Below are 23538 nucleotides of genomic sequence, written 5' to 3' on the forward strand. Positions count from 1 at the left end.
GTGGCTGAAATTTTTGTTGATCGCTGGGTAGTTGACCTAGGAAGAGGCCTAATCTTCAGAAGGTGAACCACTTGACGTCCCGTGAATCAGATGTCCCCCCGGCCGGCGAAGCAGCGTTGCCCGGTGCGCTTCCCGAGAGTCTGCGCGCCGAGCTGATCGCGTTCCGCCGGGACATGCACATGCACCCTGAGCTGGGCAATCAGGAGTTCCGCGCCACCGCCGCGATCAAGCGGCGGCTGGAGCTGGCCGGGCTGGAGCCTCGGGTGCTGGGCAGTGGGACCGGGCTCATCTGTGACATCGGGGAGATCGGGGAAGCCGGCGGGGTGTCGGCGCAGGGCGTGCGGCCCGTGCTCGCGATCCGTGGCGACATCGACGCCCTGCCCATTCCGGACACCAAGGTGGGCGTGGAGTACCGCTCCACCATCCCCGACCGCGCCCACGCGTGCGGCCACGACGTGCACACCACCGCCGTCCTCGGCGCCGGACTGGTTCTCGCCGACCTCCACCGGCGGGGTCTCCTGCCGAACCCGGTGCGGCTGATCTTCCAGCCCGCCGAGGAGGTCATGCCCGGCGGCGCGCTCGCCGCCATCGACTCCGGCGCCCTCGTCGGTGTCGGCCGGATCATCGCCGTCCACTGCGACCCCAAGGTCGACGCCGGCCTCATCGGACTGCGGGCCGGACCCATCACCTCCGCCTGCGACCGGCTGGAGGTCGCCCTCGACGGCCCCGGCGGCCACACCGCGCGGCCGCACCTCACCACGGACCTGATCACCGCCATCGCCAAGGTGGCCAGCGAGGTGCCCGCGCTCCTCGCCCGCCGGGTCGACGCCCGTTCCGGGCTCGTCCTGACCTGGGGCCGTATCGAGTCGGGCCACACGGCCAACGTCATCCCGCAGCACGCGGAACTGTCCGGTACGGTCCGCTGCCTGGAGCTCTCCGCCTGGCACGACGCGCCGGACCTGATCCACGAGGCCGTCGACGAGGTCGCCGCGCTCCATCACGCCAAGACCCAGGTCACGTATGTACGGGGCGTCCCGCCGGTCGTCAACGACGCCGTCGTCACCGAACTGCTGCGGGACGCGCAGGCCGCCCGCCGCGGGTTGTACGCAATCGAGGACACTGAGCAGAGTCTCGGCGGCGAGGATTTCTCCTGGTACCTGGAGAAGGTCCCCGGCGCGATGGCCCGCCTCGGCGTCCGGCCGCCCGGCGACACCGCGCGGTACGACCTCCACCGGGGCGATTTCGACGTGGACGAGCAGGCGATCGGCGTGGCCGTGGAGCTGTTCACCGCCGCCGCGATGCTGGCCTGAGCAGGGGGTGTCCGGCCGTGGGGGGAGCGGATGTCCGGCCGCGGGTACAGCGGGTGCACGGCCCCGGGGAGCGCACGACTCCCCGGGGTGTCCGGATGGTCACCCGGGGTGCCCGCGCGGGTTCGAAGACGATCCGATAACGACTGGTGAACGTGTCTTTAACTGACATCTACGCGCGTTACGATCGGCGCGAAACCAGCGCCAACGGAGGCGCTTCGAGTGAAAGGGCCCCTCTCGTGCGCCGGGTATCCAAGATCGCTGTAGCGGGCATAGCCTCAGCTGCACTTGCCCTCACCGCCACCGCGTGTGGCAGTACGTCCGCCGACAAGGCCAAGGAGGACGCGGCCCCGTCCGGCTCGTCCTCCGCGAAGTCCGGTGTCAAGGTCGGTGTCGCCTACGACGTGGGCGGCCGTGGCGACCACTCCTTCAACGACTCCGCCGCGCGCGGCGTCGACAAGGCCAAGGCCGAGTTCGGCGGCGAGGCCAAGGAGCTGACGGCCAAGACCACCGACACCGAGGCCGACCGCGTCGACCGCCTGACGCAGCTCGCCGAGGCGGGCTACAACCCCGTCGTCGGCATCGGCTACGCGTACGCCAACTCGATGAAGTCGGTGGCCGCGAAGTTCCCCGCCGTCACCTTCGGCATCGTCGACTCGGTCGTCGACGCCCCGAACGTCGACAACATCGTCTTCACCGAGGAGCAGGGCTCCTACCTCGGTGGCGTCGCCGCGGCGCTCAAGACCAAGAAGGACCGCGTCGGTTTCATCGGCGGGGTCGACGTCCCGCTCATCAAGAAGTTCGAGGCGGGTTACGTCCAGGGTGTCCACGACACCAACCCGAAGATCAAGGTCGACGTCCAGTACCTGTCGCACGGCTCCGACACCTCCGGGTTCGCCAGCCCCGACAAGGGCAAGGCCGCCGCCCAGGGCATGCTCGACAACGGCGCCGACGTGATCTACAGCGCCGCAGGCTCCTCCGGCTCCGGCGCGATCGAGGCCGTCAACGGCACCAAGGGCGCCTGGGCCATCGGCGTCGACTCGGACCAGTACAACCAGGTCTCCCTGGCCAAGTACAAGAGCTCGATCCTGACCTCGGTCGTCAAGAACGTCGACATCGGCGTGTACGACCTGATCAAGTCGATCAACGACAAGAAGCCGCTGGTCGGCACCAACGCCTACTCGCTGGCCAAGGACGGCGTGTCGCTGTCCACCAGCGGTGGCTTCATCGCGGACATCCAGCCCAAGATCGACGCCGCCAAGGCCAAGATCGTGGACGGCTCGATCAAGGTCAAGACCACCCCGTGACCTGCTCCGGCGCCCGGTTCTCCACCGGGCGCCGGCTGAGCGTACGGGCCCGGTGAAAGTGCTCCGCCCCCTTTCGCCGGGCCCATAACGATGTACCAACTCTACGCGCGTAGGCGTGAGTTGACACGCTAGCGTCACCGAACGCCCCCCGCCCCAACGCTCCTTCTCCCGAGGAGAGTGCGCCATCAACGCGTCCAGCCCTCCCGCCGTCGAACTGCGCGGCATCACCAAACGCTTCCCCGGTGTCGTCGCCAACCGCGATATCGACATCACCGTTCGCAGAGGCACGGTCCACGCCCTCTGCGGTGAGAACGGTGCCGGCAAGTCGACCCTGATGAAGATCCTCTACGGCATGCAGAAGCCCGACGAGGGGACCATCACCGTCGACGGCGCGCAGGTCAGCTTCGGCAGCCCCGCGGACGCCATAGCCCGCGGCATCGGCATGGTGCACCAGCACTTCATGCTCGCCGACAACCTCACCGTCCTGGAGAACGTCGTCCTCGGCGGTGAGAAGCTCCACGGCATCGGCAACCGGGCCCGCAAGAAGATCCAGGAGATCTCGGACGCGTACGGCCTCGGGATCCGCCCGGACGTCCTCGTCGAGGAACTGGGCGTGGCCGACCGCCAGCGCGTGGAGATCCTCAAGGTTCTCTACCGGGGCGCCCGCACGCTCATCCTGGACGAGCCCACCGCGGTCCTCGTCCCGCAGGAGGTCGAAGCCCTCTTCGACAACCTGCGCGAGCTGAAGTCCGAGGGCCTGACCGTCATCTTCATCTCCCACAAGCTGGGCGAGGTGCTGTCGGTCGCCGACGAGATCACGGTGGTCCGGCGCGGTACGACGGTGGGCAGCGCCGACCCCCGTACCACCACCTCCAAGCAGCTCGCCGAGCTGATGGTGGGCAGCGAGCTGCCCTCCCCGGAGACCCGCGAGTCGACCGTCACCGACGTGCCCACGCTGAAGGTCGAGGACCTGAGGCTCACCGCGACCGACAGCGACGGAGTCGTACGCGACGTCCTCGCCGGCATCCGGTTCACCATCCACCAGGGTGAGATCCTCGGCATCGCCGGCGTCGAGGGCAACGGCCAGGCGGAACTCGTCGAGGCGATCATGGGCCTGCGCGACCCCGACGGCGGTGTCATCACCCTGGACGGTACGGACATCTCCCACGCGCCCACCCGCACCCGGCGCGAAAGCGGCATCGGCTACATCCCCGAGGACCGCCAGCGCCACGGCCTCCTGCTGGAGGCCCCGCTCTGGGAGAACCGCATTCTCGGCCACGTCACCGAGACGCCCAACTCCCGGCGCGGTCTCATCGACGGCAAGGCCGCCCGCCTCGACACCGAACGGATCGTGCGCGAGTACGACGTACGGACCCCCGGCATCGAGGTCACGGCCGGCTCCCTGTCCGGCGGCAACCAGCAGAAGCTGATCGTCGGCCGGGAGATGAGCCACCACCCCAAGCTGCTGATCGCCGCGCACCCCACCCGGGGCGTGGACGTCGGCGCCCAGGCCCAGATCTGGGACCAGATCAAGGACGCCCGCCGCGACGGCCTCGCCGTCCTGCTCATCTCCGCCGACCTGGACGAACTGATCGGCCTGTCCGACACCCTGCGGGTGATGTACCGGGGCCGCCTGGTCGCCGACGCCGACCCCGCCACCATCACCCCCGAGGAACTGGGCTCCGCCATGACGGGTGCCGCCACCGGCCACCTGGCGCACACCGTGCCCCCGCAGCGCTCGGGCGGAACAAGCGAAACAGGCGAAACAGGCGAAACCGCGGGAGAGGCCCGATGAAGAAGCTCACCTCCCGGCTGGACAAGGAGCGGGTGATCCTCGCGGTCGGCGCGCCCCTGCTGGCCCTGGTCGCGGCGCTCGTCGTCACCGCGCTGGTCATCCTCGCCACGGGCAAGAACCCGTTCGAGGCGTTCAACGACATGCTGTCGTACGGCTCCGCCAGCGACAGCCAGATCTACATCCTCAACAAGGGCACGACGTACTACCTCGCGGGTGTCGCGGTCGCCATCGGCTTCCGGATGAACCTCTTCAACATCGGGGTCGACGGCCAGTACCGCATGGCGGCCTTCGCCGCGGCCGTCGTCGGCGGCGCGCTGCACCTGCCGGCGCTCGTCCAGATCCCGGTCATCATCCTGGTCGCGATGCTCGTCGGCGCCATGTGGGCCGGCATCGCGGGCATCCTCAAGACCTCACGCGGGGTCAGCGAGGTCATCTCGACGATCATGCTGAACTCCATCGCCACCGCGATCATCGGCTATCTGATCCAGCCCGAGCGGCTCGGCCAGCTGGACGACGCGGGCACCCTGGTCTCCACCAAGCCCCTGCCGGAGTCGTCCTTCTTCTTCACCCTGGACATGGGCCCGGCCGGCCAGCTGTGGGGATTCATCGTCGTCGCCGCGCTCGCGGGCCTCGCCTACTGGTTCGTCCTCGGCCGTACCCGCTTCGGCTTCGACCTGCGGGCCGTCGGCCAGTCGGAGTCGGCCGCCGCCGCGAGCGGCGTCAGCGTCAAGAAGATGATCTTCACCAGCATGATCCTCTCGGGCGCCATGGCCGGCCTGATCGGCATGCCGACGCTGCTCAACGAGAGCCACATGTACAGCAACGACTTCCCGCTGGGCATCGGCTTCACCGGCATCGCGATCGCACTGCTCGGGCGCAACCACCCGATCGGCATCGCCCTCGCGGCCCTCCTCTGGGGCTACCTGGAGCGCACCACCAACCACCTCGAAGTGATCGGCTACGACAAGGAGATCCTCGGCGTGATCCAGGGCGTCATCGTCCTGTGCGTCGTCATCGCCTACGAGATCGTCCGCCGGTACGGCCTGAAACGCCAGCAGCAGCGGGTCGGCGCCGAACTCGCCGCCCAGGCGGCCACGACCCAGAAGCTGGAGGTGGCCCGATGACCGCCACGACGACCGACACCCCGCCTCCCACTCCCGCCACGCCGAAGGCACCGGCCGCCAAGCCCGCCCGGCGCAAGCTGACCCTCGCCCGGGTCCTGCTGATCGTCGCGGGCGGGCTGATCCTGCTCTCCCTCGTACGGATCCTCACCGGCGCCGACCAGCTCACCTCGGCGGGCCAGATCAGCGCCTCGCTCGGCCTCGCCGTGCCGATCGGCCTCGCGGGCCTGGCCGGCCTGTGGTCGGAACGCGCCGGAGTGGTCAACATCGGCCTCGAAGGCATGATGATCCTCGGCACCTTCGGCGCCGGCTGGATCGGCTGGCAGACCAACCCCTGGCTCGGCATCCTGGCGGGCATCGCCTTCGGTGTGCTCGGCGGCCTGCTCCACGCCGTCGTGACCGTGACGTTCGGGGTCGACCACATCGTCTCCGGTGTGGCGATCAACCTCCTCGCGCTCGGTGTCACCCAGTACCTCGCCAAGATCTTCTTCAACGCGGGCGAGGCGCAGACCCTGGGCGGCAACCCCAAGCAGTCACCGGCCGTCGACTCGGTCCCGGACATCACGATCCCGGGGCTCTCCGACGGACTCAAGTCGCTGGCCGACCATCACTGGTTCCTGGTCTCCGACCTCGCGGGCATCCTCGGCGGCGCGATCACCAACCTGTCCGTGCTGACGGTCTTCGCCGCCGTTCTCTTCGTGGGCAGCTGGTGGGTGCTCTGGCGGACCCCGTTCGGGCTGCGCCTGCGCTCCTGCGGCGAGAACCCGATCGCCGCCGAGTCCCTGGGCGTCAACGTCTACTCGTACAAGTACATGGCGGTCGCGATCTCCGGCGGCCTCGCCGGACTCGGCGGCGCGTTCCTCGCCACCGTGCCCTCGCACATCTACCTGGAGGGCCAGACCGGCGGCCGCGGTTACATCGGTCTCGCCGCGATGATCTTCGGCAACTGGCGGCCCGGCGGGCTCGCCATGGGCGCGGGCCTGTTCGGCTTCTCCGACGCGCTCCAGCTGCGCAACGGCGGCGAGACCGTGCACGCGCTGCTGCTCCTGCTCGTGGTGCTGCTGGTGCTGCTCGCCGCGTGGAAGGCGTACCGGAAGGCACGCTTCCAGGCGATCCTCAGCGGAGTCACCGCGCTGCTCATCCTGGTCTGGTACCTGGTCACCGACACCGTCCCCTCGGACTTCGTTGGCGCCACGCCGTACGTCGTGACGCTTCTGGTGCTGTCGTTGTCGGCCCAGCGGCTGCGGATGCCCAAAGCTGACGGTATGCGCTACCGAAGAGGACAAGGAAAGTGACGGCCGACGGCTCCGCGGGTACCGCGGACACGCCGGGGGACATCGACTGGACGGAACTGCGGTCCGTCGCGCGGGACGCGATGTCCCGGGCGTACGTCCCGTACTCCGGCTACCCGGTCGGCGCGGCGGCCCTCGTGGACGACGGCCGTACGATCAGCGGCTGCAACGTCGAGAACGCGTCGTACGGCCTGTCGCTGTGCGCCGAATGCGGTCTGGTCTCCGCCCTGCACCTGACGGGCGGTGGCCGGCTCACCCACTTCACCTGCGTCGACGGCGCGGGGGAGGTGCTGGTGCCGTGCGGGCGGTGCAGACAGCTGCTGTACGAGTTCGGCGGCCCCGAGCTGGTGATGGAGACCCCGGCGGGGATCCGCACGCTGGACGACATGCTCCCGCAGGCGTTCGGCCCCGGGCACCTGGCCTGAGCGCCGGCCGTGTGGGCCCGCCCGCCCGCCCCACCCCCTGACCCGGCCCCGCCGCCGCCGCGACCCGGCGGCGCCGGGGCCGCACAACTGCGTACGACCCGCCGGGGCCGCACAACTGCGTACGACCGGTGTGCTGCCGCACACCCACCGCACCACCCATCCCTCGCACACCTGTTGTGCCGAAAGGAACGCACGCCATGGACGTCATCTCCGTCATCCGCACCAAGCGGGACCGGGGCGAACTGAGCCCCGAGCAGATCGACTGGGTGATCGACGCCTACACCCGGGGCGAGGTCGCCGACGAGCAGATGTCGGCGCTGGCCATGGCGATCCTCCTCAACGGCATGAACCGCACCGAGATCGCCCGCTGGACCGCCGCCATGATCGCCTCCGGCGAGCGCATGGACTTCTCCGCGCTGTCCCGTCCGACGGCGGACAAGCACTCCACGGGCGGCGTGGGCGACAAGATCACCCTGCCGCTCGCCCCGCTGGTCGCGGCGTGCGGGGCGGCGGTCCCGCAGCTCAGCGGGCGCGGCCTGGGCCACACCGGCGGCACGCTCGACAAGCTGGAGTCCATCCCCGGCTGGCGGGCGCTGCTCTCCAACGCCGAGATGCTGCACGTCCTGGAGAGCACCGGCGCGGTGATCTGCGCGGCGGGTGACGGTCTTGCCCCCGCCGACAAGAAGCTGTACGCGCTGCGCGATGTCACCGGCACCGTCGAGGCCATCCCGCTCATCGCCTCCTCGATCATGTCGAAGAAGATCGCCGAGGGCACGGGCTCGCTGGTCCTGGACGTCAAGGTCGGCTCCGGCGCCTTCATGAAGACCGTCGAGGACGCCCGTGAGCTGGCGGCGACGATGGTGGGCCTCGGCAACGACCACGGCGTGCTGACGGTCGCGCTGCTCACCGACATGGATACGCCGCTGGGCCTCACCGCGGGCAACGCGCTGGAGGTCCGCGAGTCCGTCGAGGTCCTCGCGGGCGGCGGTCCGGCGGACGTCGTCGAGCTGACCCTCGCCCTGGCGCGCGAGATGCTCGACGCGGCGGGCCTGCGGGACGCCGACCCGGCGAAGGCGCTGGCCGACGGCTCGGCGATGGACGTCTGGCGCCGGATGGTCGCGGCCCAGGGCGGCGACCCGGACGCGGCGCTCCCGGTGGCCCGCGAGCACCAGGTGATCACGGCCCCCTCCTCGGGCGTCCTGACCCGCCTCGACGCGTACGGAGTAGGCGTCGCCGCCTGGCGCCTGGGCGCGGGCCGCGCCCGCAAGGAGGACCCGGTCCAGGCAGGCGCGGGCATCGAACTCCACGCGAAGCCCGGCGACCACGTCACAGCGGGCCAGCCGCTCCTCACCCTCCACACGGACACCCCGGAGAAGTTCCCGTACGCCCAGGAGGCCCTGGACTCCACGTACGACATCGCCCCGGCGGGCACGACATACGACCAGCGCCCGGTGGTGCTGGAACGTATCGCCTGACCTGCGGTTTCCCCGAACGGGTGAACGGGACCGGTGGACCTACGCCGGTCCCGTCCGCCATGCCGGCCGGGCGCCCGATGAGTTCTGACGGCCGTGGCGGTCTTTCTGGTTGTGGATGCCACGAAACCGATCGTTCTTGTTGTCTCGGGCCGGCTCGGGCCCGGTGACGTGCCCCGGTTGTGTGACGAGCTGGTCGCTCGGCTGCGGGGGAGCGGGGCCACCGAGGCGGTCTGCGACGTGCGGGAGCTGGAGCGGCCCAGTCTGGTCGCCGTCAACGCGCTCGCGCGGTTACAGCTCACCGCCCGGCGGCGCGCGGTCCGGTTGCGGGTGCGGGGGGCCGGGCGGGAGTTGCGGCTCTTGCTGGACCTGGTGGGTCTCGCCGACCTGGTGGAGCCGTATCCGGACCTGGACGACGATCCGTAGCGGGCGGGGAGAGGGGCGTATCCGCGTGGGCCGGGTCGTGCCGGCCGGCCCACGCGGATCCGGCGGCTACTCCTTCTCCAGCCTCGCCGGCAGGTCGAACAGCGGGAACCACCGCTCCGTGTCCAGGAACGAGTTGATGCCCGAGATCCGGCCGTCCACGATCTCGATGACCATCAGCGCCCACGGCGTATGCCCGTTGCCGTCCTCGGCCGGGTGGTAGTGCGCGAACGCCGGGGTGCCGTTGGCCACCGTCGGGATGAGGCGTGAGCCCCGGCAGACGGAGCCGACCCCGAGCATCCAGCCCACGATGTCGTCGTGACCCCGCAACCACAGGTCGTACGGCGGCATGGAGAGCGTCGCGTCCTCGTGGAGGAGAGTCGTCAGCGCCTTCATGTCATAGCCCTCGAAGGCCGTGACATAGCGCTCCAACAGCTCCTTCTGCTCGTCGTCCAGCGGATCCGCCGCGTCCGTGGACGCCGGCTCCGACTCGGCGATCGTCGCCCGCGCCCGCTGGAGCGCGCTGTTCACCGAAGCCACCGTCGTGCCCAGCAGCTCCGCGACCTCGCTCGCCTTCCACGCCAGCACCTCGCGCAGAATCAGCACGGCCCGCTGCTTGGGCGGCAGATGCTGGAGCGCGGCCATGAACGCCAACCTGATCGTCTCCCGCTCCACCGCCCGCTCGGCCGGGTCCGCCACCGAGGGCAGCACCCGGCCGTCCGGCACCGGCTCCAGCCACGTCACCTCGGGCCGCGCGTTGAGCTGGGCCTGGGCCACCGGCGTCGCGGCCGTCAGGTCCATCGGCCGCGCCCTGCGGTTGCCCGCGTTCAGCATGTCCAGGCACACGTTCGTCGCGATGCGGTACAGCCACGACCTGAGCGAGGACCTGCCCTCGAACTTGTCGAAGCTGCGCCACGCCCGCACCATCGTGTCCTGCACGGCGTCCTCGGCCTCGAAGGCCGAACCGAGCATCCGGTAGCAGTACCCCGTCAGCTCCGTCCGGTGTTTCTCCAGCCGGGAATCAAGATCCTCTGTTGTCGCGAGATCACTCATCGGGTCACCCCAGTCGCCCCCTTGGAACCAGTCCTTCGGAAGCTACCGCACCCCACTGACAATCGGCTCAGGTTCCGGGCTTACGGCCGTACACGAAGACGTCGTCACCGGTCTTGAGCAGCGACCAGTACTTCGAAGCCGCCGCCGTCGTCATGTTCACGCAGCCGTGCGAACCCGGCGGGTTCCACATGCTCACGCCCACCGAGTGGAACGCCTGGCCGCCGTCGAAGAACTGGCTGTACGGCATGGGCACGTCGTAGATCGACGACACGTGGTTCTTGTCGCGCCAGCCGATCTTCTTCAGACCGGTCCTGGTCTCGTACTTGTCGCGGCCGGTGCGCACCGGGACCGGTCCGTACACCAGCTTCTTGCCGTCCTGGATCCAGCTCAGCTGGCGCGTCAGGTCGACACACGCGATACGGCCCTTGTTGGTCGGGCACTTGCCGGCCTTGTTGGGCGTCTTGCCCGCGGCCTTCTGCTTGTTCATGAGGTCCATCACGCCCCAGGTGACGGGCCCGGCGTAGCCGATCGTCGGCGTGATGCCGTGCTTCGACTGGAAGGCGCGGATGGCCTTGCAGTCGGTGGCCGACTGCTTGCCGTCCACCGGCCGGCCGAGGAACTTCTCGACCTGCTTCTGGTTCGGCCCCGTACTGGTCGTACAACTCGCCGCCTGCGCGGGGGTGCCGCCCAGTGCCACGGTCAACGGCACCACCAGCGCGGCGATCCCCGCCGCGACGGCCCCTCTGCGTCCGATGCTTCCCATACGTCCCGCCCCGTCCGTCCTCGTACCTGATCCGAAATGGCTGTGTGCCGCGCCTTTTTGTAGCGCGTGTTCAGGGAGATAGACGGACGAACGGTACGCGTAGTTGCACGCCCCTGTACGCTGATTCGGTAACAGCGATGGCCGGTCCTCGGCGTCCTTGGCGGCCTCAGTGGCCCGCGAGCACCCGGCGCCGCTCCACCCGCGCGCACCGCGACCCGTACAGCGTGACCGACACGACGCCCAGCACCGCCAGCAGCCCGAGCGAGACCGTCGCCGCCCAGCCCCCCGCGTGGAAGGCGATCGCGCCCAGCGTGCCGCCCGCGCTGCTGCCCAGGTAGTACGAGGACTGGTAGAGCGCCGACGCCTGCGCGCGGCCCGACTTGGCCGTACGGCTCACGGACGACGACGCGACCGCGTGGCCCGCGAAGAAACCCGCCGTGATCAGCACCAGGCCGAGCAGGACGGCTGCGAGCGCGTCCGAGAGGGAGAGCAGCAGGCCCGCCGTGGTCGTGCCGACGGCCAGGTAGAGCGCGCCGCGCCGCCCCAGCCGCCCGACGAGCCGGCCGGCCGCCGCGGAGGAGACCGTACCGACCAGGTAGACGACGAAGACCGAGCCGACGACACCTTGGGGGAGGTTGAACGGTTCCGCCACCAGCCGGTAGCCGATGACGGTGTAGACGGCGCCGAACACCGTCATGAACAGCCCGCCGATCGCGTACAGCCGCAGCAGCAGCGGATCGGACAGGTGGCCCCAGATCGTCTTCGCCAGCGCCCTCGGGCTCAGCGTGCGGGACGTGAAGTTCCTGGCCCTCGGCAGCATCGCGCGGAAGATCATCGCGCAGGCGACCGCCAGCAGCCCGACCGCCGCCAGCGCCGCCCGCCAGCCCCACGCCTGGGCGACCCAGCCGGTGAGGATACGGCCGCTCATGCCGCCGATGCTGTTGCCCGCGACGAACAGGCCGATCGCGGCGACCAGCGCCTTCGGCCGTACCTCCTCGGCGAGGAACGCCATCGCGGAGGCCGGCAGCCCGGCCAGGGCCGCGCCCTGCACGGCGCGCAGCGCCACCAGCCACTCCAGGTTCGGCGCGAACGGCACCAGCAGCCCCACCACGACGGCGACCGCCAGCGAGGCGGTCATCAGCGTCCGCCGGCCGAAGCGCTCGGAGAGCGCGCTCAGCGGCAGGACGAAGAGGGCGAGCGCGCCCGTCGCCGCCGACACCGTCCAACTGGCCTGCCCCGCCGTGACACCGAAGTCCGTGGAGATCGCGGGCAGGAGGGCCTGCGTGGAGTAGAGGAGGGCGAAGGTCGCGATCCCGGCGGCGAAGAGCGCGAGGCTCATGCGGCGGTAGCCGGGACCACCGGGGGCGAGCTGGTCACCGGGGGTGAGCCGGTCGGGGGCGGACGGTGCTGCGGAGGCACCCGTGGTGACGGGTGCCTCGGTACTGACAGAAGGCATACGACGAACGTAGGCACCGTTCGCTCATGCGTCCAATGCATGGAATGGCGATAATCGATCCCATGGTGCATCAACCGAGATCAGACGGCACGCGGGACGGCGTGCGGGGCAGCGTACGAGACGGCGTACGAGACGGCGTACGAGACGGTACGCGGGACTCGCCGCAGGCCGGTCTGGACCCCGCGTCCTGGCCGGCCCTGCTCGCCCCGCGCCTCGCGTACTTCGCCGGGGTCGCCCGCCACGAGCACGTGACACGGGCCGCGCAGGACATGGGAGTCCCGCAGTCCACGCTCTCCCGGGCGATGGTCAGGCTCGAACAGGACCTGGGGATCACCCTGTTCGCCCGCAAGGGCCGTACGGTCTCGCTCACCCCCGCCGGCCGCGCGTTCCTCACCTCGGTCGAAGGGGCGCTCGCCGAAGTGGAGCGGGCCGCCGAGTCCGTACGGGCCGACGCGGATCCGGCCTCCGGCAAGGTCGCGTTCGGCTTTCTGCACACCATGGGCTCCGAGACGGTGCCCGGCCTGATCCGGGCCTTCCGCGCCGACCATCCCCGGGTACGGTTCCAACTCGTCCAGAACTACGGCGAGGCGATGATCGAACGCCTGCGAGCCGGGGACCTGGACCTGTGCCTGACCTCACCGGTGCCGGACGCCCCCGACCTGGTCGCCCGGCGGGTCGACGTCCAGCGGCTGCGCCTGGTCGTCCCCGACGACCACCGGCTCGCGGGCCGCAAGCGCGTCCGGCTGGCCGAGGCGGCGGACGAGTCGTTCGTCACGCTCGAACCGGGGTACGGGCTGCGCCGGATCACCGACGACCTGTGCGCCAAGGCGGGCTTCAAGCCGCGTGTCGCGTTCGAGGGGGAGGAGGCGGAGACCCTGCGCGGCCTGGTGGCGGCGGGCCTCGGCGTCGCCCTGCTGCCCCCTCCGGCGGTGGCCCGCCCCGGGGTGGTGGAACTGACGGTGACGGCACCACGCGCCGTACGGGAGATCGGCCTGGCCTGGCTGGACGGCCACCCGGACACCCCACCGGTGGCGGAGTTCAAACGCTTCCTCCTGTCCCGCCGGGGCCAGATCCTGCCGGACTGACGCGTCTGCCGCACTGACGCGCCTGCCGCACTGACGCGGCGGGGGCGGGGGACGTACGAGACGGCCGGGCGGGCCCTCAGCGTTCGGCGCGCCGCCTCGGGGTACGTGCCTCGGCGTCCGTGGATTCCCGGGTGCGTTTGCCGGCGGTCCGCGACGGGGGCTTCCGGCGCTTCGACTTCGCCGTACCGGAAATCGTGCCGGCCGTCCTGTCGGTGGTCCTGCGGACCCTCTTGCCGGTGTTCCGGGCGGTACGGGACGCGTCCCGGCCGGTCTCCTCGACGTCTTCGGCCCCCTCCTCGACGGCCTCCCCGGCTTCCTCCGCGAGGTCTCCGGTCTCCTCCCCGATGTCCTCGCCGACGTCCCCGACATCCTCGACGGCGTCCGCAGCCCCACGGCCGACATCCCCGGCCACCTCTCCGGCACCTCGGCCCACGTCGTGAACCGCCCCTCCGGCGCCTTCGCCCACTCCTTGAACGGCTCCTCCAGCACCTTCGCCCACGTCCCGGACCGTTTCTCCCGCGCCCCGGCCGACGTCCTGAACGGCTCCTCCGGCGCCTTCGCCGACGTCCTCCACCGCCTCGCCCGCCCCGTGACCCACGTCCTCCACGGCCTTCCCCGCCCCGCGTCCGACGCCCTCCACCGCGCCACCGGCGCCGTGTCCCACCTCTTCGACGGCTTCCCCCGCTCCCCGGCCGACGTGTTCCACCGCCCCGCCGGCCCCGCGGCCGAGTTCCCCGACCGCCTGCCTCGTGCCGGTGCCCACCTCCTGGACCGCGGACCCCACGCCCCGTGTGATCTGCTCCAGGATCTGAGGGTTCCGGTCGATCGTGGTCAGCACCCGGTTGAGAATCATGGCGACATGGTGCAGCCGGACCTTGAGTTGGGCCTGGGCCTCCACTCCCTTGATGTCGAGTTCCACCCGGCCCAGTTCCACGTCGGCCCCGACATTCAGCTTGAGCAGATCCAGCACCTCGGCCTGCAAGGAAACTCTTGCCCTGAGGTCTTCGACCTGGAGATCGATCTCCTCGATCTTCAGCACGGGCACGTCGAGATACACGTCGGGTGCTTCGTCGGCCATTGCCTCGTCCTCGGCGGCCACCTCGCCCTCGATCTCGTCGCCGTCGTCCTCGTAAGCCACGGCGTCGTCGGATTCGGCTTCCGTGTCATCCGATTCGCCATCCGGTTCGACATCGTCATACATCTCTTCGGACGGTTCTTCGGCGTACCCTGCGTCCTTCTCCATGCCGGCAGCACATCCTCGAATCTGGCCCATTTCCCCCTCCGGCAATGGTCGCACGATCCCTCGTCGCCCGGAGATTGTCGCTCTATGTGAGAAGGGGTCGCACTCTGCTCGGCTGAATGGCGTCGACCGTATATGCCACGCACACTGGAAGGAGTTCGTACGGGGGATGCCGGTGTGGACGCGGTCAGGCCCGTTCGGGCGCCGAACGTCAGAAACCGGACGTAGACAAGGCATTGGAAGGTGGCGTACTCGATGGAGGAGAACAACAAATACGCGCTGGGCGCCGCGGTCGTCGGTGGTTATGTGCTCGGCCGTACGAAAAAGGGGCGGCTCGCCCTGACTGCCGCGATGTACCTCACGGGCAAGCGAATGGGCCTCGCCCCGCGGCAGTTGATCTCCGGGGGAGTGAGCCGCCTCGGTGAGATCCCGCAGGTCGCGGAGCTCCAGGAGCAGGTGCGTACGGAAGGCGCCCAGGCGGCCCGCAAGGCGCTCACGTCCGTGGCGGGCCGGGGCATGGGATCGCTCTCCGGTGCGCTCGGCGGCCATGGCCTCGGCGGCAAGGGCGGCAAGGACGAGGAGGAGCAGGAGCAGGAGGGGGCCGAGGAAGAGTACGAGGACGAGTACGAGGAGGGGGAGCCGGAGGACGGCGACGAGGAGCCGGACGAGGCGACGGACGAGGCGACGGACGAGGAACCCGAGGAACCGGACGACGAGGACGAGGAGGCCGGGGAAGAGCCTCCCAGGCAGCGCCGGCACACCCGCTCCCAACGGCCGGAGCGGCCCGCGCAGAAGAAGCGGCAGCCCGCGCGGCGCGCCCCGGCGAAGAAGTCGGCCCCCGCCAGGAGGACAGCGGAGAAGAAGGGGGCCCCGGCCAAGAAGTCGGCCGCGAGGAAGAGCGATCAGCCGTCCAAGAAGGCGGCGAAGAAGTCGTCACCGCACGCCGACCGCCGGAGGTAGTCAGCCATGGCCAGGACCGAGCAAGCGATTGCCCATCTCGGCACCGTCGCCGTGGAGAAGGTGCGGGAGGAAATCACGGGCTTCGTCGGCGCCCAGGTGGGACATCTCGCCGAGAGGGCCGGGGACAAACTCACGAATATCACGGGTCAGTTGACAGAGATAGCGGAGAACGACGGGAAGCTTCCCTCGATCGGGACCCTGGTCGGGCTCGGCGAGTCGCCTGTGAAGACGCTGATCTCGAACAAGGCCAAGGACGTGAAGGACAACGTCGTCGACAAGGTGACCGGTGGCGGTGGGGGCGGCAAGGCGGGCGACACAAAGGTCACCAGTGTCATCGAGTCTCTGGACGTGGGCGTTCCGATCAGGACCGCCTATGACCACTGGACGCAGTACGAGAAGTTCGGGGGATTCACCAAGGGCGTGCAGAACGTCTCGATGGACGACGAGACGACAAGCCAGTGGAAGGTGAAGGTGGGTCCGTCGTCACGGAGCTTCGAGGCGACCGTTCTGGAACAGGTGCCGGACGACCGCATCGTATGGGAGTCGGAAGGCGCGAAGGGGTCGACCCACGGTGTGGTCACTTTCCATGAACTGGCGCCTTCGCTGACCAGGATCGTCCTTGTCGTCGAATATTATCCTGCGGGATTCTTCGAGAAGACCGGAAATCTCTGGCGTGTCCAGGGCCGTCGGATGCGCCTGGACTTCAAGCACTTCCAGCGGTACGTGACGCTCACCGACGAGGAGGCCGAAGGCTGGCGGGGCGAGATCCGCGACGGCGAGGTGGTCCGCAGCCACGAGGACGCCCTGGCCGACGAGGAGGACGAGTACGACGACGAGGCCCCGGACGATGACGCCGAGGACGAGTCGGAGGACGACGACGAACAGGCCGGGGAGTGGGAGGACGACGACGAGCCGGCGGCGGAGGACGACGGGGAAGAGGACGCGCGCTGAGTCCGTACGTCCGTACCGCCCCGCCCCCTCCCCGGAGGCGCGGAACCCTACCGCCGTAACGACCGCCCGAACCCCGCCGCCAGCGGCATCCGCAGGCCCAGCGGCGGCGGAGCCGCCAGCGCGTCCGCGACCGGGCGGGAGTAGGTGCGCGACAGCAGCGCGCCCAGGACGAAGTCCGTGGCCAGGGCCAGGACTTCGCCGTGGTGCTGGCGCAGCGCGTGGCCGTCCGAGTGGACCTCGAAGCGGCACGTGTCGCGATTGGTCTTCTTGGCCCGCTCGGCCAGCCGGTAGGAAAGCTCGGGATCGGTCCGCGCGTCGTTCGTGCCGTGCATGATCAGCACCTGGCGTCCCACGAGCTGCCGTACCGGCTCCTGTTCACCCGCCACGTCGTCCTCGGGCAGCCAGGGCGCCATCGCCAGCACCGAGTTGACCGCCGGATGACCGGCGGCCCGCAGCGCCGCCCGGCCGCCCATGCCGTGTCCGACGAGGCACACCGGCACGTCGCCGTACCGGCGCAGGACCTCGTCCGCCGCCCAGCGGGCGTCCGCCGCGAGCCGCGCGTCCACACCGTTCCAGCCGCGCAGGCCGTACCGCACGACATGCACCACCAGCCCCTCGCCCACCCCCGACCTGGCCAGCGACCGCGCGAGCGACAGCACCCCCGTGTGCGACACGAGGGAAGGCCGCCGGAGCGAGACCGCGTCCCCCTCGGGCAGGACAAGCACCACCCCGCCCGTCGCCGATCCCGTGGGCGGCGGCAGTACGGCCCGCCCCAGCCGCGCGTGCGGCTCCCCGCGACCCGACCGCCCCTGCCCGTCCCCACCCGCCATGCGCTCCCCCGGCCCGGGAACCACCCGCTGTCCCATAACAGAACAGTCTCAGAAGGACAGGTGTACTCCACCCGTCCGCACGGTCACTGTTACGTATCGACCCCCCGTGATCTACGCGCGTAGGCGCTAGAGTGCGGGGATGACGAGCCAGACCTTCCGTCCGCCCACAGCCGACCAGATCCGCCGCGCCCCCAAGGTCCTTCTCCACGACCATCTGGACGGCGGGCTGCGCCCCGGCACGATCATCGACCTCGCCCGCGAGGTGGGGTACACGTCGCTGCCCGAGAACGAGTCCGACAAGCTCGGCCTCTGGTTCCGCGAGGCCGCCGACTCGGGTTCGCTGGAGCGCTATCTGGAGACCTTCGCCCACACCTGCGCCGTCATGCAGACCCGTGACGCGCTCGTGCGGGTCGCCGCCGAGTGCGCGGAGGACCTGGCCGAGGACGGCGTGGTGTACGCGGAGGTCCGCTACGCCCCCGAGCAGCACCTGGAAGGCGGCCTCACCCTCGAAGAGGTCGTCGAGGCCGTCAACACGGGCTTCCGGGAAGGCGAGCGGCGCGCCCGCGAGAACGGCCACCGCATCCGCATCGGCGCCCTGCTCACCGCCATGCGCCACGCGGCCCGCGCCCTGGAGATCGCCGAACTCGCCAACGGCTACCGCGACTCGGGCGTCGTCGGCTTCGACATCGCCGGCGCCGAGGCGGGCTTCCCGCCCACCCGCCACCTCGACGCCTTCGAGTACCTGAAGCGGGAGAACAACCACTTCACGATCCACGCGGGCGAGGCCTTCGGGCTGCCGTCCATCTGGCAGGCCCTCCAGTGGTGCGGCGCCGACCGCCTCGGCCACGGGGTGCGGATCATCGACGACATCGACGTCGCCGAGGACGGCGCGGTGACCCTCGGCCGTCTCGCCGCGTACGTACGCGACAAGCGGATCCCGCTGGAGCTGTGCCCCAGCTCCAACCTCCAGACGGGCGCCGCCCCCTCGATCGCCGAGCACCCCATCGGCCTGCTGCGGAAGCTGCATTTCCGCGCGACGGTCAACACGGACAACCGTCTGATGAGCGGCACGAGCATGAGCCGTGAATTCGAGCTGCTGGTCGACGCGTTCGACTACGCGCTCGACGACATGCAATGGTTCACAGTCAATGCGATGAAATCAGCATTCATTCCTTTCGATGAACGACTGGCCATGATCAACGACGTGATCAAGCCCGGATACGCCGAGTTGAAATCCGAATGGCTGTTCAGGCAGACGGCTGTGACCAGCGAGTCCTCGGTCTGATTCACGGGAGTACGGGGATCGGGGCGCCACCGGGAACACAGAATTCCGGTGGTGCTCCGGTGTTTGCGGGCGACGCGCGCGCTGGCTACCTTGCAGAGCCGCTCACATTCCCCCTTCCCCAAGGACGAAAACCCAGATGAAGCAGTCCGCTGTCAAGACTCTCGGTGTCGCCGCCCTCGGTGCCGCCTTCGCCGTCACCGCCGCCGCGGGCAGTGCCTCCGCCGCGCCCTCCGTGCCCGACGCCGGCGGCGCGCTGGACCTCGTCTCCCAGACGCTTCCGTCGGAGGACATCGCCGAGCAGCTCCCCATGGGCGTCGACGGCGCGCTCCTCGCGGGCCGCAGCGCTCTCACCACCATCCAGCAGACGGCTCCGGTGGCCCTCGGGGCGATCCAGGCGGGCCCGGCCGCGGGTCTCCTCGGCGGTCTCCCGGTCAAGGGCGCCGCGATCTGAGGCTGAGCCCCCCGGGAGGCTGAAGCCCCCTCGGAGTCCGCGTACGCGAAAGGGGCGCACCCCCGTCGATCGGGGTGTGCGCCCCTTCCCGCCTGCCGGCGGAGGACCTTCTCCGCCGGGCGCCCGTCACCGGGCGGTCGTCTACCAGGCAGTTGTCGTCTTGGCCTGCTTCTCGCCGGGCAGAAGCACCCACAGCGCCAGGTACAGCAAGAACTGGGGACCCGGCAGCAGGCACGAGACCACGAAGATCACACGCATCGTGGTCGCGGAGGTGCCGAAGCGCTGAGCCAGCGCCGCGCACACTCCACCGATCATGCGTCCCTCTCGGGGGCGGACCAATGCGGCCATGATGAGCTCCTTCACGAGACCGTTCGGGAGTCTGTCCGTCGCAGCTCCCCTTCTCTCCATGGTGCGCCGGAGACGGGTTCCGCGCCTCGCTCTACGGGGCCACGCCGACCCTGGGAATCGTCGGGGTCGCCCCCTGAGACGCCTCCTCCCACGGGAGGGGCACCTGGTCATCCCCCCGTGACGAGGGGGTACGGGTGGGGTGGGGGCGCCTCCTGCGGCGCATCCGGGACCGGGTCGCCGGAACGACCGCCAGATGCGCGAGGGCCACCCCGGTCGTGTTCAGCAGCAGGGAGTCCACGTCGACCACCTGACCGGGCACCCCGGTCTGGAGCAGCTCGATCGCCAGCGAGATCAGCGCGCCCGCCGCGACCGTACGGGCCAGCGAGGCCCACGGGGAGACGGCCAGCCGGCCGCCCGCCACCGGCAGCAGCACCCCGAGCGGGGCCAGCAGGAGCAGTCCCTCGCCGATGCGGCGGAACGCCTCGACGGGACCGAGCGCGAGATCCGCCCTGATACCCGCGAAGGGTCGCAGGTTCGCCGCGGTGACCCACATGACATCGAGCGGGCGGAGCGTCAGCCACGCCACGACCAACAGATGCGTGACGAGGAGAACGAGCCCCGCCGTACGGATACGGATGACGGCACTGCCGTCCGGGCCTTGGCGCACGCATCCCAAGACGCCACGCCCGGGACGATCGGTTCCGCTCCGTACACGGGAACAACGGGGTGAGACCCGGATCACCCGGACCCGATCCGATGACTGTCCGTCCTAGGACGAGGGACGGTCCGTAGACGGACTCTCCGGGGCCCTCCTCCTAGGAGGACGGAGACGCGGTGACCGGGCCGAGGGTCGGTACGGACGAGTCCGGCCGGTTCTTCGTCTCCTCCGCGCACACGTACGCGCGCGGCGGATAGTCGCCGGGACCGCCCAGCACGACCTTCCCGTCCGTCGCCGCGCTCTCCGCGAACGTACAGACGATCTGCGCGAGCGCGGCCGCCGGCAGGTCCTCCGGCTGGCGGCTCAGCCGCAGCGTGCCCGCGGGGTCGGCGGAGCGCCCCGGGGAGACGGCGAGCGGCCCCCGCACCTCCGTGGTGAAACCGGCCTCACGCTCGGCGGCCGACGGCCGCGCCTGGAGTTCGTCCAGCAGCACCTGCGCGAGCCGCGCGCGGTTGTCGGCGTTCTTGTTGTCTTTCCCGTCCTGGATCCGCGCGGCGCGCTCCACCGACGCCAGCTCGGACGAGCACTCCAGATACACACGCACCGACAGCCCCGGTGTGGTCTGCGTGACCACGTCCTTCCGCGGCACCTCGCACGGCATCCGCGAGGGCGCGGGCCCGGCGTCCACCGGCACCGACGTGGTCCTGATCCCGCACGCCGTGGCGCAGAACGCCAGCGCGAGCACCCCCGCCAGCACCCCGCCCGTACGGCCCGTCCGGCTCACCCGTGTCACCCGTGTCACCCGTGTCACCGTACGTCGCCTTCCTCTCCCGTTTCCCGACCGAGGTCCCGATCCCGGTCCCGGTCCGCGTCCGCGGTCCTGGAGCCGTCCCGGGGCAGCCGCAGCACAAACATCGCGCCGCCGTCCGGCACATTCGCCGCCGTGATGTCGCCGCCGTGGATATGGGCGTTCTCCCTCGCGATCGACAGCCCCAGCCCGCTGCCCTCCGAGCGCGGCCGGGACGCGCTCGCCTTGTAGAACCGGTCGAAGACGTGCGGCAGGACGTCCTCGGGGATGCCGGGCCCGTGGTCCCGTACCTCGATCACCAGCTCCTCGCCCTCCGTCCGCACCGCCACCCGCACCGGCGAACCGCCGTGCTTGAGCGCGTTGCCGATCAGATTCGCCAGGATCACGTCGAGCCGGCGCGGATCCAGCCGCGCCACCATGCCGCGCTCCGCGTCCAGATCCACCGCGTCCAGCCAGGCCCGCAAGTCGATGCAGGCCGTCACCTGGTCGGCGACGTCCACGTCGTCCAGGACGAGCCGGGCCGTCCCCGCGTCAAAGCGGGTGACCTCCATCAGGTTCTCCACCAGCACGTTCAGCCTGCGCGTCTCGCTCACCACCAGCGTCACGGCCGGCGCGATCATCGGGTCGAGGCTGTCCGCCTCCTCCTCCAGGACCTCCGCCACGGCGGTCAGCGCCGTGAGCGGAGTGCGCAGTTCGTGCGACATGTCCGCGACGAAGCGGCGGCTGGACTCCTCCCGCGCGCTCATGTCCGCGACCTTCTTCTGCAACGACTCCGCGGCGTTGTTGAACGTACGCGACAGCTCCGCCAGCTCATCCGTCCCCGACACCCGCAGCCGGGTCGCGAACTTGCCCTCACCGAGCTGCCGCGCCGCCTCGCCCAGCCGCTGCACGGGCTTGAGTACGGTCGTGGCGGCGGCCTGCGCGAGCAGCGCGGAACCGACCAGGGCCAGGGCGGTGGCGATCCCCAGCGACCAGGCGAGCGAGTTGAGGTCGGCCCGCTCCTGGTCCAGGGACTTGTACATATAGCCGGTCGGGCCGCCGCCGATCACGCGCGTACCGCCCACCAGGTACGGCGTCCCGTGGCGCTCCGTGCGCTGCCAGAAGAGGTGGAAGGGGTACTTGTTCCCCGACGTCACCTTCTGCTGCCGGTTCACCGCGTTCTGCAACGAGGCCGGTACGTCGTCCAGCGTGAAGGTGTCGCGATCGGAGGCGCCCGCGATCGGCTTCCCCTCCGCACGCTCGCCGATCAGCAGGACGCTGTACCCGGGGCTGTCGCCCGCCATCTGCTCGGCGGTGCTCTGGAGCTCGCTCTGCTGCGGCCGCAGCGGCAGGTCCGCCGCGAGGTTCTGCATCTCCTGTTGGAAGTCCGTCAGGGCCGCGTCCTGCGTCCTGGTCAGGACCGCCTCGCGGTTGAGCCAGTACGCGATGCCCGACGCGGACACCGCAGCGGTCAGCGCGACCGCGCCGAAGACGACGACGAGCCGCAGCCGCAGGCTGGTCCAGCGCAGACTGGCCATGATCGCCTTCTTCGCGGCACTGCCGCGCGCGACCCGGCTCTCGGGCGGGCGGCCTTCTATCGCGCCGTCGTCCGCCGTACCAGCGCCTGTGCCGTCACGCACGCCGTCACCCACCGGACCGCCGTCCGGGCCGTGCCCCACCGCCACGCCACTCACGAAGGGGCGTCCAGCCGGTAGCCCACACCACGTACCGTACGGATCAGCGTCGGCGAGGACGGTACGTCCTCCACCTTCGCCCGCAGCCGCTGCACACACGCGTCCACGAGACGCGAGTCGCCCAGGTAGTCGTGCTCCCATACCAGCCGCAGCAGCTGCTGCCGCGACAGCGCCTGCCCCGGCCGGCGGCTCAGCTCCAGCAGGAGCCGCAGCTCCGTCGGCGTGAGCTGGAGATCCTCACCGTTCTTCGTGACCGTCATCGCCGACCGGTCGATCACCAGGGAGCCGAACGACGCGGAATCGGTCGACTCACGCTCCCCGCGCCGCAGCACCGCGCGGATCCGGGCGTCCAGCACCCGCCCCTGCACCGGCTTCACCACGTAGTCGTCCGCGCCGGACTCCAGCCCGACGACCACGTCGATGTCGTCGTTGCGCGCGGTCAGCAGGATGATCGGCAACTGGTCGGTGCGCCTGATGCGACGGCACACCTCGAAACCGTCGATCCCGGGCAGCATCACATCCAGCACGATCAGGTCCGGGCGCTGCTCGCGCAGCAGCTTCAGGCCGTCCTCTCCCGTCGCCGCGGTGGCCACACGGTGGCCCTGGCGTGACAACGAGAGTTCGAGGGCCGTGCGGATGGCGTCGTCGTCCTCGATCAGCAGCAGGAAAGGCACGGAGGTCATTCTGTCCCATGGGGGGACCGGAGTTCGACAGTTGGAGCGCTCCCACTGTTCCGGCCCTCTTTTACCGGTGCTTCCACCGGCACTTCGACCGGTACTTCACCGGTGCTCCACGACCCCTGTGACAGGCCTGTGACAGTCGGCGGACAGGTCCA

Annotated in this window: 23 protein-coding genes; 13 read left to right on the top strand and 10 right to left on the bottom strand. The window is 70.3% G+C overall.

Translation table 11 applies throughout. The features are described 5' to 3' along the window. Positions 1-62 precede the first annotated feature (62 nt). The 8 genes from ACIO1C_RS19385 (at position 63) to ACIO1C_RS19420 (ending at position 9145) form a co-directional block, all read left to right on the top strand. A complete protein-coding gene (locus tag ACIO1C_RS19385; RefSeq protein WP_401864981.1) occupies positions 63-1310 on the top strand; it encodes an amidohydrolase in 1248 nt (415 codons plus the stop codon). 236 nt (positions 1311-1546) lie between these two features. After that, entirely contained in the window at positions 1547-2614 is a 1068-nt protein-coding gene (locus ACIO1C_RS19390) for a BMP family protein (RefSeq protein ID WP_401864984.1), read from the top strand. A gap of 214 nt (positions 2615-2828) precedes the next feature. After that, a complete protein-coding gene (locus ACIO1C_RS19395) occupies positions 2829-4409 on the top strand; it encodes an ABC transporter ATP-binding protein (protein WP_401865104.1) in 1581 nt (526 codons plus the stop codon). After that, on the top strand, positions 4406-5533 hold the full coding sequence (locus ACIO1C_RS19400; RefSeq protein ID WP_401864987.1) for an ABC transporter permease: 1128 nt from the start codon (positions 4406-4408) through the stop codon (positions 5531-5533). The genes ACIO1C_RS19395 and ACIO1C_RS19400 overlap by 4 nt, the downstream gene beginning before the upstream one ends. Further along, positions 5530-6825, top strand: coding sequence for an ABC transporter permease (locus ACIO1C_RS19405; RefSeq protein ID WP_401864990.1), 1296 nt, complete (start codon positions 5530-5532; stop codon positions 6823-6825). The genes ACIO1C_RS19400 and ACIO1C_RS19405 overlap by 4 nt, the downstream gene beginning before the upstream one ends. Further along, on the top strand, positions 6822-7247 hold the full coding sequence (locus tag ACIO1C_RS19410; protein ID WP_401864993.1) for a cytidine deaminase: 426 nt from the start codon (positions 6822-6824) through the stop codon (positions 7245-7247). Before ACIO1C_RS19405 ends, ACIO1C_RS19410 begins: the two co-directional genes overlap by 4 nt. 197 nt (positions 7248-7444) lie before the next feature. Continuing rightward, positions 7445-8722, top strand: coding sequence for a thymidine phosphorylase (locus tag ACIO1C_RS19415; RefSeq protein ID WP_401864996.1), 1278 nt, complete (start codon positions 7445-7447; stop codon positions 8720-8722). 111 nt (positions 8723-8833) lie between these two features. Further along, entirely contained in the window at positions 8834-9145 is a 312-nt protein-coding gene (locus ACIO1C_RS19420; RefSeq protein ID WP_401864999.1) for an STAS domain-containing protein, read from the top strand. A 66-nt stretch (positions 9146-9211) separates the two neighbouring features. On the opposite strand, the gene ACIO1C_RS19425 is transcribed toward ACIO1C_RS19420, so the two are convergent. The 3 genes from ACIO1C_RS19425 to ACIO1C_RS19435 form a co-directional block, all read right to left on the bottom strand. Continuing rightward, entirely contained in the window at positions 9212-10195 is a 984-nt protein-coding gene (locus ACIO1C_RS19425; RefSeq protein WP_356423877.1) for a sigma-70 family RNA polymerase sigma factor, read from the bottom strand. A 67-nt stretch (positions 10196-10262) separates the two neighbouring features. Then, complete coding sequence (locus ACIO1C_RS19430; RefSeq protein WP_161310339.1) at positions 10263-10958, bottom strand: L,D-transpeptidase family protein; 696 nt, start codon at positions 10956-10958, stop codon at positions 10263-10265. Positions 10959-11124: 166 nt separating this feature from the next. After that, positions 11125-12414 (bottom strand): MFS transporter, encoded by a 1290-nt coding sequence (locus ACIO1C_RS19435; RefSeq protein WP_401865002.1) that lies wholly within the window; start codon positions 12412-12414, stop codon positions 11125-11127. A gap of 62 nt (positions 12415-12476) precedes the next feature. Here ACIO1C_RS19435 and ACIO1C_RS19440 point away from each other — a divergent pair, with 62 nt between their 5' ends. Beyond that, complete coding sequence (locus tag ACIO1C_RS19440) at positions 12477-13499, top strand: LysR family transcriptional regulator (protein WP_401865004.1); 1023 nt, start codon at positions 12477-12479, stop codon at positions 13497-13499. A 76-nt stretch (positions 13500-13575) separates the two neighbouring features. On the opposite strand, the gene ACIO1C_RS19445 is transcribed toward ACIO1C_RS19440, so the two are convergent. After that, positions 13576-14742: a hypothetical protein gene (locus tag ACIO1C_RS19445; RefSeq protein ID WP_401865006.1), complete on the bottom strand. Its 1167-nt coding sequence runs from the start codon at positions 14740-14742 to the stop codon at positions 13576-13578. 252 nt (positions 14743-14994) lie between these two features. Between ACIO1C_RS19445 and ACIO1C_RS19450 the strand changes: the two genes are divergently transcribed. Together ACIO1C_RS19450 and ACIO1C_RS19455 are read left to right on the top strand one after the other, a co-directional pair. Continuing rightward, positions 14995-15699: a histone protein gene (locus ACIO1C_RS19450; RefSeq protein ID WP_401865008.1), complete on the top strand. Its 705-nt coding sequence runs from the start codon at positions 14995-14997 to the stop codon at positions 15697-15699. Positions 15700-15705: 6 nt separating this feature from the next. Next, the gene (locus tag ACIO1C_RS19455) at positions 15706-16650 is read left to right on the top strand and encodes an SRPBCC family protein (RefSeq protein ID WP_401865011.1); all 945 of its coding nucleotides are present in this window, start codon (positions 15706-15708) and stop codon (positions 16648-16650) included. 47 nt (positions 16651-16697) lie between these two features. Here the strand turns inward: ACIO1C_RS19455 and ACIO1C_RS19460 are convergent, their stop codons facing one another. Beyond that, entirely contained in the window at positions 16698-17378 is a 681-nt protein-coding gene (locus ACIO1C_RS19460; RefSeq protein WP_401865107.1) for an alpha/beta hydrolase, read from the bottom strand. Positions 17379-17619: 241 nt separating this feature from the next. Between ACIO1C_RS19460 and ACIO1C_RS19465 the strand changes: the two genes are divergently transcribed. After that, positions 17620-18765, top strand: coding sequence for an adenosine deaminase (locus tag ACIO1C_RS19465; protein WP_401865013.1), 1146 nt, complete (start codon positions 17620-17622; stop codon positions 18763-18765). Between the two features lie 136 nt (positions 18766-18901). Next, positions 18902-19216: an ATP-binding protein gene (locus ACIO1C_RS19470; protein ID WP_401865016.1), complete on the top strand. Its 315-nt coding sequence runs from the start codon at positions 18902-18904 to the stop codon at positions 19214-19216. Positions 19217-19357: 141 nt separating this feature from the next. Here ACIO1C_RS19470 and ACIO1C_RS19475 read toward each other — a convergent pair whose 3' ends face one another. The 5 genes from ACIO1C_RS19475 to afsQ1 all read right to left on the bottom strand — a co-directional run bounded on the left by ACIO1C_RS19475 (position 19358) and on the right by afsQ1 (position 23377). Continuing rightward, entirely contained in the window at positions 19358-19564 is a 207-nt protein-coding gene (locus ACIO1C_RS19475) for a PspC domain-containing protein (protein ID WP_401865019.1), read from the bottom strand. Positions 19565-19655: 91 nt separating this feature from the next. Then, positions 19656-20231 carry a VanZ family protein gene (locus ACIO1C_RS19480; protein ID WP_401865022.1) on the bottom strand — a complete coding sequence of 192 codons (576 nt, stop codon included), beginning with the start codon at positions 20229-20231 and terminating at the stop codon, positions 19656-19658. Between the two features lie 148 nt (positions 20232-20379). Beyond that, positions 20380-21024, bottom strand: a complete 645-nt coding sequence (locus tag ACIO1C_RS19485) for a hypothetical protein (protein WP_401865024.1) — start codon at positions 21022-21024, stop codon at positions 20380-20382. Positions 21025-21029: 5 nt separating this feature from the next. Continuing rightward, entirely contained in the window at positions 21030-22802 is a 1773-nt protein-coding gene (locus ACIO1C_RS19490) for an ATP-binding protein (protein ID WP_401865027.1), read from the bottom strand. After that, positions 22700-23377 carry a two-component system response regulator AfsQ1 gene (gene afsQ1 / locus ACIO1C_RS19495; RefSeq protein WP_161312356.1) on the bottom strand — a complete coding sequence of 226 codons (678 nt, stop codon included), beginning with the start codon at positions 23375-23377 and terminating at the stop codon, positions 22700-22702. Before afsQ1 ends, ACIO1C_RS19490 begins: the two co-directional genes overlap by 103 nt. Positions 23378-23538 lie beyond the last annotated feature (161 nt).

Source organism: Streptomyces sp. NPDC087420 (assembly GCF_044744165.1).
Classification (GTDB): Bacteria; Actinomycetota; Actinomycetes; order Streptomycetales; family Streptomycetaceae; genus Streptomyces.